At 65.7% G+C, this 13549-nt stretch carries 12 protein-coding genes; 6 read left to right on the top strand and 6 right to left on the bottom strand.

Annotated elements, in window-relative coordinates; all coding sequences use genetic code 11:
* Nucleotides 1-14: 14 nt before the first annotated feature.
* Entirely contained in the window at nt 15-1457 is a 1443-nt protein-coding gene (locus ABZ942_RS32595) for a form I ribulose bisphosphate carboxylase large subunit (RefSeq protein WP_357388776.1), read from the bottom strand.
* Nucleotides 1458-1837: 380 nt separating this feature from the next.
* Between ABZ942_RS32595 and ABZ942_RS32590 the strand changes: the two genes are divergently transcribed.
* Nucleotides 1838-2707 (top strand): LysR family transcriptional regulator, encoded by an 870-nt coding sequence (locus ABZ942_RS32590; RefSeq protein ID WP_357388774.1) that lies wholly within the window; start codon nt 1838-1840, stop codon nt 2705-2707.
* A gap of 161 nt (nt 2708-2868) precedes the next feature.
* On the opposite strand, the gene ABZ942_RS32585 is transcribed toward ABZ942_RS32590, so the two are convergent.
* The 5 genes from ABZ942_RS32585 to ABZ942_RS32565 form a co-directional block, all read right to left on the bottom strand.
* Nucleotides 2869-3411 carry a hypothetical protein gene (locus ABZ942_RS32585; protein ID WP_357388772.1) on the bottom strand — a complete coding sequence of 181 codons (543 nt, stop codon included), beginning with the start codon at nt 3409-3411 and terminating at the stop codon, nt 2869-2871.
* A 134-nt stretch (nt 3412-3545) separates the two neighbouring features.
* Nucleotides 3546-4646 (bottom strand): chitinase, encoded by a 1101-nt coding sequence (locus ABZ942_RS32580; RefSeq protein ID WP_357388770.1) that lies wholly within the window; start codon nt 4644-4646, stop codon nt 3546-3548.
* A 77-nt stretch (nt 4647-4723) separates the two neighbouring features.
* Complete coding sequence (locus ABZ942_RS32575; protein WP_357388768.1) at nt 4724-7288, bottom strand: FHA domain-containing protein; 2565 nt, start codon at nt 7286-7288, stop codon at nt 4724-4726.
* Entirely contained in the window at nt 7285-7728 is a 444-nt protein-coding gene (locus ABZ942_RS32570) for a hypothetical protein (RefSeq protein ID WP_357388766.1), read from the bottom strand. Before ABZ942_RS32570 ends, ABZ942_RS32575 begins: the two co-directional genes overlap by 4 nt.
* A gap of 4 nt (nt 7729-7732) precedes the next feature.
* On the bottom strand, nt 7733-9274 hold the full coding sequence (locus tag ABZ942_RS32565; RefSeq protein WP_357388764.1) for a hypothetical protein: 1542 nt from the start codon (nt 9272-9274) through the stop codon (nt 7733-7735).
* Nucleotides 9275-9458: 184 nt separating this feature from the next.
* Here ABZ942_RS32565 and ABZ942_RS32560 point away from each other — a divergent pair, with 184 nt between their 5' ends.
* The 5 genes from ABZ942_RS32560 to nuoD all read left to right on the top strand — a co-directional run bounded on the left by ABZ942_RS32560 (nt 9459) and on the right by nuoD (nt 13547).
* A complete protein-coding gene (locus ABZ942_RS32560) occupies nt 9459-9869 on the top strand; it encodes a hypothetical protein (RefSeq protein ID WP_357388762.1) in 411 nt (136 codons plus the stop codon).
* Nucleotides 9870-10406: 537 nt separating this feature from the next.
* Nucleotides 10407-10787, top strand: coding sequence for an NADH-quinone oxidoreductase subunit A (locus tag ABZ942_RS32555; RefSeq protein ID WP_357388760.1), 381 nt, complete (start codon nt 10407-10409; stop codon nt 10785-10787).
* A 50-nt stretch (nt 10788-10837) separates the two neighbouring features.
* Nucleotides 10838-11392: an NADH-quinone oxidoreductase subunit B family protein gene (locus ABZ942_RS32550; RefSeq protein ID WP_357388758.1), complete on the top strand. Its 555-nt coding sequence runs from the start codon at nt 10838-10840 to the stop codon at nt 11390-11392.
* The gene (locus ABZ942_RS32545) at nt 11389-12159 is read left to right on the top strand and encodes an NADH-quinone oxidoreductase subunit C (protein ID WP_357388756.1); all 771 of its coding nucleotides are present in this window, start codon (nt 11389-11391) and stop codon (nt 12157-12159) included. Before ABZ942_RS32550 ends, ABZ942_RS32545 begins: the two co-directional genes overlap by 4 nt.
* Entirely contained in the window at nt 12159-13547 is a 1389-nt protein-coding gene (gene nuoD / locus ABZ942_RS32540) for an NADH dehydrogenase (quinone) subunit D (protein WP_357388754.1), read from the top strand. Before ABZ942_RS32545 ends, nuoD begins: the two co-directional genes overlap by 1 nt.
* Nucleotides 13548-13549 lie beyond the last annotated feature (2 nt).

Below are 13549 nucleotides of genomic sequence, written 5' to 3'. Positions count from 1 at the left end.
GGCTCCAAAAGGTTTCAGCGAGTGACCGTCGGCACCGCATCCGGTGCGTCGGTGGAGGTGTAGTCGAAGGTGACATCGCCCCAGGTCGCCAGCGCGACGTCGAGCGGACGGCAGATCTCGGCGGCCCTACGCAACACGTCCGGGCCTTCTTTGAGTAGATCGCGACCTTCGTTGCGGGCCTTCACGACCGCCTCCAGCGCCACCCGGTTCGCCTCGGCGCCCGCCGCGATCCCCAGCGGGTGCCCGATGGTGCCGCCACCGAACTGCAGGATCACATCATCGCCGAAAAGATCGAGCAACTGATGCATCTGGCCCGCGTGGATGCCACCGGAGGCCACCGGCATCACCCCGGGCAGGCTCGCCCAATCCTGATCGAAGAAGATGCCGTTGCCGGGGTTCAAGGGAATGTGGTTGTCCCGCAACGTGTCATAGAACCCGCGCGTCGTCGCCGGGTCGCCCTCGAGCTTGCCGACCACTGTGCCCGCGTGCACATGATCGACCCCGATCAGCCGGCACCACTTGGCCAGCACCCGGAAGCTCACCCCGTGCGTCTTCTGCCGGGTGAAGGTGGAATGCCCGGCCCGATGCAGATGCAGCAGCACCCCGTTGCGCCGCGCCCAGTGCGACATCGACTGCATCGCCGTGTACCCCACGGTCAGGTCGATCATGATGACGACACTGCCCAGTTCCTTGGCGAACTCGGCCCGCTCGTACATGTCCTCCATCGACGCCGCGGTGACATTCAGATAGTGGCCCTTGATCTCACCGGTCTCGGCCATGGCGCGGTTGACGCCCTCCATGGCGAACAGGTAGCGATCACGCCAGCGCATGAACGGCTGCGAGTTGATGTTCTCGTCGTCCTTGGTGAAATCCAGCCCGCCCTTGCACGCCTCATAGATCACCCGGCCGTAATTACGCGCCGACAGACCGAGTTTCGGCTTCACTGTAGCGCCCAGCAGCGGCCGACCGTATTTGTTCAGATATTCCCGTTCCATCACCGTGCCGTGCGGCGGACCCTGGAACGTCTTCACATACGCCACCGGAATCCGCATGTCCTCCAGACGTAGTGCCAGCAGCGGCTTGAAACCGAACACGTTGCCGATCACCGAGGACGTCAGATTGGTGATCGAGCCCTCCTCGAACAGATCGAGATCGTAAGCGACATAAGCGAAATACTCGCCGGGCCGCCCCGGCACCTCGTCGACCCGATAGCATTTGGCCTGGTACTTCGAGTGCGCGGTCAGCCGGTCGGTCCACACCACCGTCCAGGTCGCCGTGGACGATTCACCGGCCACCGCGGCCGACGCCTCGATCGGGTCCACGCCGGGCTGCGGGGTCACCCGGAAAACGGCGAGCACATCGGTATCCGACGGCTGATAGTCCGGCGCGTAATATCCCATCGACGCATACGATTGAACACCCGGATCCCACCGGCCCCGCTCGGTTTCCTCAGCCATCGTTCCTCCTGGCAGTCGTACTGCGGGACGTCCGTTACCGGTTGCGCGCCTGACGAATTCCAGGATGACGGCAGCGCCGACAACAAACAATTTGATTGTTCCTGTGAAAACTCAACGGAATAGTCAGGTTTCACGCGACCGCTGCGGGGGTAAGAAGGGCCGCGGGCGACGGAAAACTTCCGGAACCCGCAACGAGCACCCCGGGACGCGCACCGTCCCGGGGTGTTCGTGCGCGGCGCGGAAGGGGAGTCACGCGCCGCCGTCGGGTTGCCCTCGACCTCATCGATGTTTCCACAGATCACCACCCCCGCGCCGCTCCCCCGGAGCCGTCAATTCCGTTGGCACCAGAGTCACCGTCGATCGTTTGCTACCGTCGGCAGATGGGAGCGGTCAGTGCGGCCAGAATGGAAACATTCCTGGTGGTCGCCCGCCTCAACAGCATCCGCCGCGCCGCCGCCCAGCTGCACATCACCGAAGCTGCCGTCTCCGCCGCCGTCGCGCACATCGAAAAACAGCTCGGCGCCAAGCTCATCGCCAAATCCGGCCGCGGCATCGCACTCACCGAGGCGGGCCGCGTCTACGCCGAATACTGCCGCAGCATCCTCGGCCTGATGAAAGAAGCCCACGCCGCCGTTCAGCAGGCCGAAACCGGCCGACTACGCATCGGCGTCGTCGCCACCGCGGGCGAATACGTCCTGCTGCGCCCCCTCGCCGCCTTCCGCAACCGCTACCCCGACATCGAACTCAGCCTGTCCGTACACCCCCGCGACGTCCTGTTCCTCGAATTACAGCACCACGAAACAGATCTCGTCATCGCAGGCCGCCCACCGCGCAACACCGGCCTGGTCATCCGTGCCCGCCGCCCCAGCAACCTCATCGTCGTCGGCGCCACCCACCACGACCCCCTGCACACCACCTGGCTTCTGCGCGGTCGCGGCTCCGGCACCCGAGACGCCACCCTCGCCCTGCTCGACCAACTCGACATAGCCCCACCCACCCTGACTCTCGGCAGCCACGGCGCCGTCCTCGCCGCCGCCCGAGAAGGCCTGGGCGTCACCCTCATCCACAGCGACGCCGTCTCCCAAGACCTCGAATCCGGCACCTTGCACATCCTCCCCGTCACCGGCACCCCCCTCGACCGCCCCTGGCACGCCATCACCACCCGAACCCCCACCCCCACCACCCGCCTCTTCCTCACCCACATCCTCGACCCCAAAGAAGTAGGCCCCGCCGCCTTCCACCCCGCCTGATCCCCGCCCCGGTCACCGCACTGTGGGCCGCTCACCGGCAGCACACGAATCGACATCTTGGTCGCTGGAGTCGCCGCCGATTCACGTACCGGAGTAGGTCCGCTCGGTTTTGACAGACTCTGGCGTGGAAGCCGTCGACGTTGGCCTGCAGGAGGTTTCGCCTAATTGTCGCGGGTGGAGTCGAGGGCGGAAAGGAATGTGTCGGCGTTGTCCACGCTGATCACGATCGAGCGGGGGGAGACTCGGCGCCAGGCCTGGGTGCGGGCGGGGATGGGGTCGGTGAGGGTGATGCGGATCAGGGGGGAGGCTGGGGAGCGGATGGCGGACCACGTGGCGGATTTGGAGTCGAAGTCGAGGCCGGTTTGGGCGGGGTGTTGGACGGGTGGGCGGTAGGTGCTGGCGTCGTGGATGAGCGGTGGGGGGATGTCGATGGCGGCCAGCCAGCCGAAGCGGAGGTGTAGGTGGGTTCGGGTGAGGCGGTGGGTGCTCCACAAAGGGGAGGCGACCGCGAGTATCAGTGTGGCGGTAGGGATTCCAATGACCAGGTCGATGATGAGGGCAGCCGGGTGCGGTAGTAGGCCGGTGGCGAGCAAGTGAAGGACGGAGAATTCCACTACGCCCAGTGCGCCGACTCCGGCGAGGAGTGCCGTCCAGGCGCCGCGGCGGCCTAGACCGAGGCGTACCGGTCTGACATTCGCTGTCACACTACATAGTGTAGTAGATCCGGGATTGGTCGCGTGCGGCTACGAACCGCTGTGAGAACAATCGACGGCCACCGCGGGCAGCCGATACTTCCCACCGCGTGGTCGCGCGATGCTCTGACCCCGAGCGAAGTGGGCTAACGACCCTGGAGGGACTTGACGTTGTTGCCGAAGGTCCAGTTGCGGGAGCCGTCCCAGTTGATGGACCAGGTCATCAGGCCCTTCAACGAATTGCTGGCGCCGGTGCCGTAGTGGTTCCAGGCCTGGGCGACCAGGTTCGGTGTCATATAGCCGCCGCCTGCACCGGACTGGGCCGGAAGGCCCGGGGCTTGTTTGTCGTAGGGCACGGTTATCGTGGTGCCCTGAACGGTGAGCCCCTTTGCCAGGCAATCGGTTTGAGCGATGAAACCCTGGACCGTGCCGGCCTGATACGAGTCGCCCGCGCAGCCGTACATGCTGCCGTTGTAGTACTGCATGTTGAGCCACCACAGGCGGCCGTTGTCGGCGTACTTCTTGATGATCGGCAGGTAAGCGCCCCAGATCGAACCGTAGGTGACGCTGCCGCCGGTGACGTAGGCGGTTTCGGGTGCCATGGTCAGGCCGAAACCGGCGGGCATCTGGGCGAGAACGCCATCGATGATGCGGACCAGGTTGGCCTGCGAGGTCGACAAGGTCTTGATGTCGCCGCTGCCGACGAGCCCGGTTTCCAGATCGATATCGATGCCATCGAAGTTGTACTGCTTCAGGATCGGCACGATGGTCGCGATGAAACGATCGGCGACCGCACTGGAGTTGAGGTCGATGCCCGCCGCCGCGCCGCCGATCGACATCAGGATGGTGGCGCCGGCCGCCTTGGCCTGGCACATCTCCGTGGGCGTCGCGACCTTCACCGTCGCGTCCATCCCGTCCTCCCAGCGCGCGGTGCCGTCGGACTCGATCACCGGGAACGCCGCGTTGATGACATTGTGGCCGTGCGCGGCGATGCGGGCATCAGTGATCGGGATCCAGCCCATGCCAGGGTGTACACCGTTGGACGCGCCGTCCCAGTTCTCCCAATAGCCTTGCAGCACTGTGCCGGTCGGCTTCGGCTTGGTGGGACAGGTGGTGTCGGCCGGCGCCGCGGAAACACCCGGAGCGACGGCGACCACCGCCGTGCCGATCGCCGCCAATAAAACCATTGCGAATCGGAGCAGCGCCGAGCGGCGGCCGACCCCACGCGAGCCATTTCTGGAATTCATATCCCAAGTAGAAACACACCCAGAATGATCAACTCCAATGGCGACAACTGGGGAGGATCTTCGTATTCATCGGGTAATTACAGCTGACCGTGTTGAGAGTCGAAGGTGACGACGCGGCCGCCGAGCTGGACCTGGGCGCCGGGGGTCAGCTTCATCGGGTGGCCGGGGATGGCGCGGGTCCAATCCTGGTGGCCGGGTTGGCGGACGTGGGTGCCGTTGGTGGAGCCGCCGTCGACAACGGTGACGTCCCAGTCGATGAGACGAATCTCGGCGTGGGCGCGCGACATTCCGCCGGAGAGATCTTCCAGACGAACGGGCCGAGCGCCGTGCGCGACGGCCTCCGCATTTTCGGGCTCGCGGCCCAGCACGCAATCATTGTCGAGGACGAACGAGGTGCCGTCATCGAGCAACAGCAACCCGAGTGGCGGGCGGACACCATCGGTGAGCACACAGGTCAGCTGATCCATCCGGATCCCGCACACCGCACAGAACGACACCCGCGGATCATTGAGATGATCACGCGCACACTTGAACCCCTTGACCACCACACCCTGCGGGATCTGTTCAGGAATGGCGGCGCTGTCGAGAACCCGCGCAACCAAGCTCTCCGCCGAGATCATGGTCTCTTGGAAATCCACGTCGCTGAAGCGGTCCTGAACCTCCTCGTGTGCACCGGAATCGTGCTGCGGAATACCAGGCTGTGCACCGCTGTATGCCTGCCCAGCATTCTCCGGTTGCTCCGTCCGAGCGGGCTTGTGCAGGTTCGGCATCGCGATGTGTGGCAGTCCCGGACGCACGGCAGGCGACTCTTGGCTCGCCCACTCAGGATTCGCGCCGGACGAGGCGACCTGGTGCGGCGGTGTCGCGCTTCCGGGTGACGATTCTTCGCTCGGCCATCCGGCATCCGCGGCGCTGTATGAGTGGTGCGGATGCGGCGGAGTCACTGCACCCGGTGGAACGTGCCGAGGTGACGAGCCTTCATCGGGCAGTTCGGTGCTCCCTGCTACGTCCGTACCAGGGAAGCCCGGCGACTCCCCCAGAGTTGACGATTCTTCGCTCCGCGCCCCGGCGCTCGCAGCCCCGCTAGGAAGACCTACATCTTGACCTATGCGCCCCGGCGCCGACCCGCCAGAATCACGCGGCACGCTCGAGGATTCCCCAGTGCCGGAGGAAGATTCGCCGCTGACCGACCCGGCGTGCCCTGTCCCGACCGCGCCGGGAAAGCGCGGCGCACTCGAGGAGTGCCCAGCCGGGGATGGTGAAGCAGTGGGCCTCGGCGCGGCTGAGTCGGGGAACCGCGGTGCGCTCGAGGGCTCTTGAGTCCGTGGGCCTTCGTCGACTGCCTCACTGTGCCCCGGCACCGGCGCGCCAGAGTAGGGCGGCACATGCGAAGGCTCCGCCGCGAGGTGCGCCGGTTCACCGTAGTGCAGCGGCTCGCCACCTGCCTGCGCAGGAGACTCGGGCTGTATCGCCGCTGTGCTGTAGTTCTCCGTTGCCGCGTCCAGAGATTCATCCCGCTTCCACAGGTCCGGCGCCCGCCGCGGGGCGGGCACGTGTGGGGGTTCGGACGAGTGCTGTGGGTCGGCGATGTGTTCAGGTCCGGACACGGCCGATAGATTGGACGCTTGCTGTGGGTCGAACGCATCTCGAGGGCCGGACACACGCGACAGGTCGGATGCCCGCTGCGGGTCGGAGATGTACTGGGGTCCGGACACAACCGACGGGTCGGAAGCGCTCCGCGGCTCGGCGCCGTCTCGAGGCTCGAGCACGCGCTCCCGGTTGGCGATGTCGTGCTGCCGATCGGAGAGGTATTCGGGCTCAGGCGCGCGCTGCGGGTCCGAGGTGTATTGAGGCCCGGACACGGCCGATGGGTCGGACGAGTGCTGTGGGTCCGAGACGTATTGGGGTCCCGAGACGGCCGATGGGTCGGACGAGTGCTGTGGGTCCGAGACGTATTGGGGTCCGGACACGGCCGACGGGTCGGACATGCGCGACGGGTCGAACACGTCGTTGGGCGGGAACTCGCGCCACGGCTCGAACGCGCGCTGAGCGTCGGATACGGGTTGCGCCGAGTAACCGCCTCGCGGAACTTCCTCCGTGACAGCCTCGTGATCGGCAGCATCGAACCACAGCACCGCTCCCGCGCCCGGCGCCGTACCTTCCGCCAACGCGAAAACCCCACGCGCGGGCAATATCTCGACCTCAGCCCCCATCTCATCCACGAACAACCCGGCCCCGACACCCGGCGCGGGCGACACGACCCGGTCGACAGTGAACCCCGCCTCCCGCCCCCGCAGCGTCTCCGACCGTTCCACCCCGGCCAACACCGCCGTCACCCCACCGTGCAAGAACACCGCGATCCCACCGTCCCCCGGCGTGATCACCCCGAACTCGACCTCGTCCTCATCCCCGTTCTCCAACCCCATCAACCAGTTGGTGGCCAACCGTGCCACTGTCCGCCCGCGCCGCCGCGGCTCCTGCGCTCCGGCTTGCCGCACGATCCCGAGCAGTTCGGTCAACGCCCGCGCCGCCACCGAATCCGCGGTCACCGCACCGGCGACCCGATGCGCGACCACCACAACCACACCTCCGGCACCGCCCACCAGGTGACCGCCGGGAAGAACCTCGATCTGACTACTCACAAGAACCTGCCACCTTGAAAACGCCACCGATGAAACACAACCCGCATCGGCCCATTGACGATGAGCCAGAACACCATCCAGGTGACGACGAACTGAATCAAGAACGCGGTCAGCGACGGATGCAGCGACTCGGGCAACACCACGGTCGTGTACCGGACGAGCACCCACATGAGCGCCCCCTCGTTGACCATGGTCAGGAAGCCGAACAGCGTCGGCCAATCCTTTTCCCAGCGGAACTGTTGTAAGAAATGGTAGAGCAGCTCCCACAGCACGCCGACCAGAACGGTGGCGAGCAGGATCGATAACGTCACCCGGTAGGCCTGCCCGAGACTCAGCGATCCCGTCGGCAGAAACGGCGTGATGATCAGTGCGACGAAGAACCCGATCACGCTCAGCGCGAGTACCCGGGTCTGAATTCGCCCGTTCAAAGTTGGCAGCATCAGCTCAGATCTTCTTGTTCGTGACCCATGACCACCACTGCCGCGTCGAGCGCAGTGGACCCATCCGACGGCAGAACCCCAGCGCCGCAAGATCGTCCGCGATCTCCTGCGCGGCGATCTGTAGCCCGAGGAAGGTATCGACCCCGACGAACGGCCCGCCGAGTGTCGCACTACCGGATGCATAGATGCGTCCAGTGCCACTTCGCGTGCCGATCAACTCGAACGTGGTGTCCACGTCTAGGCGTCCCACCGGATTTCGCCCGGCCCCGGCATGGTCCAGCAGGTCGGCCAGCAGCCGATGCTCGCGAATGTCGGCTTCGAGCCCGGTGCAGTCGATGATGTAATCGACTGTGGTGTCGAACGGTTGCGTCGGCGGCGGAGTCGGCAGCTCGGCGGTGGGATCGGGAATGATCGTGGCGACCACGCCCTGCCGTCCCTCGGCGGGCCGCGGTGCCCGCATGGTCCCGGCCATCACCTGATACCAGCCTTGCTTGCGCCCGCGCTTCAACTGCTCCTGCCACGAATTCCGGATCGGCGTATTCGTCCCGGAGATCTCCTTGTACGCCTCGGCTCGCTGCTCCCCTTGCAGCGAACGCATTTTCTGCTTGAGTTGCCCGCCCCACACCGACTTCGGATAGTTGAATCCCTGATACGCCCAGCCGTCGGCGCCCTTGCGCCGGTTGAACACGCTCTTGCCGTGCGATCTGGCGACATAGGTGCGGAACAGATGCAGGATCTGCGTATTCAACTGCAGCCGGTCGCGATCATCGATGAGCCGCTGCAGAACCCGGCTCGCCACGATCCCGCTACCGCGAATCAGCACCGTCCCCGGCCTGCGCTGCAACGCCTGATAGACGTGCTCATGCGGCTCGTACGCATTCACCACCCGCGTCGGGTCGCGGTGGGTCTCCCGATACTCCTGCAGATCCGGCAGCAACTTCAGCCCCGGATACCCCACCGCCACATGCACATACGTGCTGCGAAACGCCACCCGCTTGGTCGGCGTCGACCCGGCCGCCGGGGTGAGAATCGTGAAGTACCCACCACCCTGCCGCTTGCGCACCATGCGAACCTGCCCACGATGCAACGAACTCGCATAGTCGATGCGCCGGAACTCGCGTTCCATCCCGACGAATGCCTGCCCCGCCCGCGGCGTGTAGTAGTTCGCGAAGATCGGCTCTACGAACACATTCCACAGCGGCCGGATCGACTTGTCCGCGATCGCCTCCCGCACCGCATAGGACGGGAAGCCCCACATGTTGTCCGGCTCCGAGGCCGAGTCGCTGCGCAGCCGCTCGCCGCGCGGAATCTGCGACACCCTCGTCAGGTACTCATAGGACGCCCACGGGTGCTCCTGCGGCCCGAGCACCGCCATGGACTGTGCGGGCACCCCGAAGATCCGCAACGTGTCGTAGGTGACGAACGAGCCGATCCCACTGCCGATCGTCACGAACGGCACATCGATCACCGGAATCCCGGTGCTGTCCAGCATTTCATCGGTCCACACGTCGGTATCGACGAGCGCCTGGGTTAGATCGCCCCGCATTTCGGGGACTCTACCGGCCGATTCTTACGGATAACTTGCGATCTTCCTGCAGCGGCAAGCACCCCCGGTGACGCGCGGTGACCCGGCCCGCGACGCGCGGGAGCCGCCGCGCGTGCGCGACGCGCGGAGGTGGATCTGGCCCAACATGCCACGGACGAGACCCTCGCGGAAGTAGCATGCGCTGGTGGCCGACTCGACTCGTTCCACCCCTCTGCGGGTCCTCGTATACAGCAACGACGCCGATACCCGGCGCCAGGTGATCCTGGCACTGGGCAAACACCCGCACCCCGAACTACCGTCCCTCGACTACCTCGAAGTGGCCACCGGCCCCGTGGTGATCGAGCGCATGGACGCGGGCGGCTTCGACCTCCTGATCCTCGACGGCGAGTCGGCGCCGACCGGCGGGCTCGGCATCGCCAAGCAACTCAAGGACGAAATCGAGCACTGCCCACCGGTACTCGTGCTCACCGGTCGTCCCGACGACGCCTGGTTGGCGAACTGGTCGCGCGCGGAGGCGGCGGTGTCGCATCCGATCGATCCGATCCGGCTCACCGAGGCGGTCGTCGGGTTGCTGCGCAACCGTTCGGCAGCCTGAATAGTCCGGTTCCACACACTCACTTATGCAGAGTGTGCATTAATCAATCGCTCTTGACCTGCACTCGATGCACTGCCGTCAATTCGGACAAACCCACCGAACCGTTCCGGACTCGATCCGGAGGGAAGCGGTGAGTTAGCCGCTCGACCTCGCGACCCGATCCCGGCGAACGCCACGATGACGCCCCGAAAACCGCTGCAATAGTCATGTTTTCGCAGGACAGACTGACCGGTCAACCAACGTCACGTGACAACATCCCGGATTACCCCCGTTTCAGTCATGAATCGACGTCGCGAATTCGATCAAACGCAGCGACCAAACGTGCGGCACTCAGAGCGATCAGTTGTAGGCTGTGCCCTAGCTCACACCAGCGCGGGTACCAGCCCTACTCGCGTCGAGCAGGCCATGGGGCGGGTCTGGCCGAGGCGGACAACGACGTCAGCCCGCCTCGGAAGCTGCCGTCCGGCAACGGAAGACCCACCCGCAGGCTCCAGCTCGCAAGGAGGGGCTAGCGCAGAGTAAAGGGAGAGCGCTTTCGTGAATATCGAGATGCCCACTCTGGTCTTAGGCGCGATCGCCGCGGCGTTCGCGGTGTTCTCCATCGTCATGGCGGCCCTGGTCGGGCCGAAGCGGTACAACCGGGCCAAGCTCGAGGCGTACGAATGCGGCATCGAACCGACGCCGCACGCCATCGCCGGCGGCCCGGGAAACGTGACGGGCCAACGCTTTCCGGTGAAGTACTACCTCACCGCCATGCTGTTCATCATCTTCGACATCGAGATCGTGTTCCTCTACCCGTGGGCAGTGCACTTCGATGCGCTCGGTCTCTTCGGTCTGGCCGCGATGGCGTTGTTCATCTTCAACGTCTCGGTGGCCTACGCCTACGAATGGCGACGCGGTGGGCTCAGCTGGGAGTGATTGCCGCGCAACGTGTTCGGGCGACGAGTGGAAGTGAAGGTTAGTCGGATATGGGGTTAGAGGAAAAACTGCCCAGCGGATTCCTGCTGAGCACTGTTGAGGATTTCGCCGGGTTCATGCGTAAGGGCTCGCTGTGGCCCGCCACCTTCGGCCTCGCCTGCTGCGCCATCGAGATGATGGCAACGGGCGGTGGCCGTTTCGACATCGCCCGCTTCGGCATGGAGGCGTTCCGCGCCTCGCCGCGGCAGGCCGATCTGATGATCGTCGCCGGCCGGGTCAGCCAGAAGATGGCCCCGGTGCTGCGTCAGGTCTACGACCAGATGACCGAGCCGAAATGGGTGCTCGCCATGGGCGTCTGCGCGTCCTCGGGCGGCATGTTCAACAACTACGCCATCGTGCAGGGCGTCGACCACGTCGTGCCGGTCGACATCTACCTGCCCGGCTGCCCGCCGCGCCCGGAGATGCTGTTGAACGCGATCCTGACGCTGCACGCCAAGATTCAGGAGATGCCGCTCGGCGTCAATCGCGAAGAGGCCATCAAGGCCGCCGAGGCGGCGGCGCTGGCCTCCACCCCGACCATCCGGATGGAGGGTCTGCTGCGATGACGTTCGATTCCGCCGACAACACCACCACCGCGCACGACGAAACAGACGCGGCCGCAACGGCAGGAGCGGAAGCCACCCTGCCCAGCGAGGACGACCAGCAGGCCGGCGCCGAGGTAATCGGCGTGCGGCACGGCATGTTCGGTGTCACCGGCTCCGGCGACACCTCCGGCTACGGCGGCCTGGTCCGCCCGGTCAGCCTGCCCGGCAGCACGCCGACACCCTACGGCGGCTACTTCGACGAGGTCGTCGACGCACTGCGCACCGCGCTCGGCGCGGCCGGCACCCGGTTGGAGACCGCGCTGGAGAAGATCGTCGTGTTCCGCGGCGAACTCACCCTGCACGTGCACCGCGAGCACCTGGTGGTCGTCGCGCAGGTATTGCGTGACCATCCCGCACTGCGTTTCGAGCTGAGCCTCGGCGTGAGCGGCGTGCACTACCCCGACGACGCGGGCCGCGAACTGCACGCGGTGTATCCGCTCATGTCGATCACGCACAACCGGCGGCTGCGCGTCGAGGTGTCCACCCCCGACACCGATCCGCACATTCCGTCGCTGTACGGGGTGTACCCGACCACCGACTGGCACGAGCGGGAAACCTACGACTTCTTCGGCATCATCTTCGACGGGCACCCCTCGCTCACTCGAATTCTGATGCCCGACGACTGGCGCGGTCACCCCCAGCGCAAGGACTACCCGCTGGGCGGGATCCCGGTCGAGTACAAGGGCGCGCGGATACCGCCGCCCGACGAGCGGAGGGCGTACAACTAATGACTGCATCGCGAAGCGATTCCGTGAGGGGTGGCGGTCGGGCGACGGGTGGGCTGAACGACACCGACACCCGGCCCGACGTCGCAGGCGACGCTGGGCCGGAACCCACTGTTGTCACCGTCGCCGGTCAGGACTGGGAAGAAGTCTCCGACTCGCTGCGTGGCGCCGGTGAAGAACGCATCGTCGTCAACATGGGCCCGCAGCACCCGTCCACGCACGGCGTGCTGCGGCTCATCCTCGAGATCGAGGGCGAGACGGTCACCGAGGCCCGCTGCGGCATCGGCTACCTGCACACCGGCATCGAGAAGAACCTGGAATTCCGCAACTGGACCCAGGGCGTCACCTTCGTCACCCGAATGGACTACCTCTCGCCGTTCTTCAACGAGACGGCGTACTGCCTGGGCGTGGAGAAGCTGCTCGACATCACCGAGGCAATCCCGGAGCGGGTCAACATCATTCGGGTCATGCTGATGGAGCTCAACCGGATCTCCTCACACCTGGTGGCACTGGCCACCGGCGGCATGGAACTCGGCGCGCTCACCCCGATGCTGTTCGGTTTCCGGGAACGCGAACTGATCCTCGACGTGTTCGAGACCATCACCGGGCTGCGGATGAACCACGCCTACATCCGGCCGGGCGGGCTGGCGCAGGATCTGCCCGACGACGGTGTCGCGAAAGTCCGTGAGCTGCTTGCCCTGATGCCCAAGCGGCTCGCGGACATGGAACAGCTGCTCACCTCGAACCCGATCTGGAAGGCCCGCACCCAGAACATCGGCTACCTGAACCTGCAGGGCTGCATGGCCCTCGGGATCACCGGCCCGGTACTGCGCGCCACCGGCCTGCCACACGATCTGCGCAAGGCTCAGCCGTACTGCGGTTACGAGAACTACGAATTCGACATCCCCACCACCACGGGCTGTGACTGCTACGGCCGCTACGTGATTCGCGTGGACGAGATGAAGGAATCGCTCAAGATCGTCGAACAGTGCCTGGACAAGCTGCGTCCCGGCCCGGTGATGGTCGACGACAAGAAGATCGCCTGGCCCGCCGACCTGCAGCTCGGCCCGGACGGACTCGGCAACTCCCCCAAGCACATCGGCAAGATCATGGGCACGTCCATGGAGGGACTCATCCACCACTTCAAGCTGGTCACCGAGGGCATCCGGGTGCCGGCCGGTCAGGTGTACACCGCCGTCGAGTCACCGCGCGGCGAGCTCGGCGTGCACATGGTCAGCGACGGCGGCACCCGGCCCTACCGGGTGCATTACCGCGACCCCTCGTTCACCAATCTGCAAGCGGTAGCGGCGACTTGCGAGGGCGGCATGGTCGCCGATGTGATCGCCGCAGTCGCCAGCATCGACCCTGTGATGGGCGGAGTGGACCGATGACC

The organism is Nocardia sp. NPDC046473 (genome assembly GCF_040645995.1).
Lineage (GTDB): Bacteria > Actinomycetota > Actinomycetes > Mycobacteriales > Mycobacteriaceae > Nocardia.
The sequence above is the reverse complement of the archived record's forward strand: the minus strand, read 5'-3'. Positions and strand labels throughout refer to the sequence as shown.

Excerpts from the sequence above, each read along its gene's own strand:
- ABZ942_RS32545 (WP_357388756.1), top strand. The coding sequence starts at position 11,389 with ATGACGTTCGATTCCGCCGACAACACCACCACCGCGCACGACGAAACA.
- ABZ942_RS32595 (WP_357388776.1), bottom strand. The coding sequence starts at position 1,457 with ATGGCTGAGGAAACCGAGCGGGGCCGGTGGGATCCGGGTGTTCAATCG.
- ABZ942_RS32590 (WP_357388774.1), top strand. The coding sequence starts at position 1,838 with ATGGGAGCGGTCAGTGCGGCCAGAATGGAAACATTCCTGGTGGTCGCC.
- ABZ942_RS32570 (WP_357388766.1), bottom strand. The coding sequence starts at position 7,728 with ATGCTGCCAACTTTGAACGGGCGAATTCAGACCCGGGTACTCGCGCTG.
- ABZ942_RS32580 (WP_357388770.1), bottom strand. The coding sequence starts at position 4,646 with ATGAATTCCAGAAATGGCTCGCGTGGGGTCGGCCGCCGCTCGGCGCTG.
- nuoD (WP_357388754.1), top strand. The coding sequence starts at position 12,159 with ATGACTGCATCGCGAAGCGATTCCGTGAGGGGTGGCGGTCGGGCGACG.
- ABZ942_RS32565 (WP_357388764.1), bottom strand. The coding sequence starts at position 9,274 with ATGCGGGGCGATCTAACCCAGGCGCTCGTCGATACCGACGTGTGGACC.
- ABZ942_RS32550 (WP_357388758.1), top strand. The coding sequence starts at position 10,838 with ATGGGGTTAGAGGAAAAACTGCCCAGCGGATTCCTGCTGAGCACTGTT.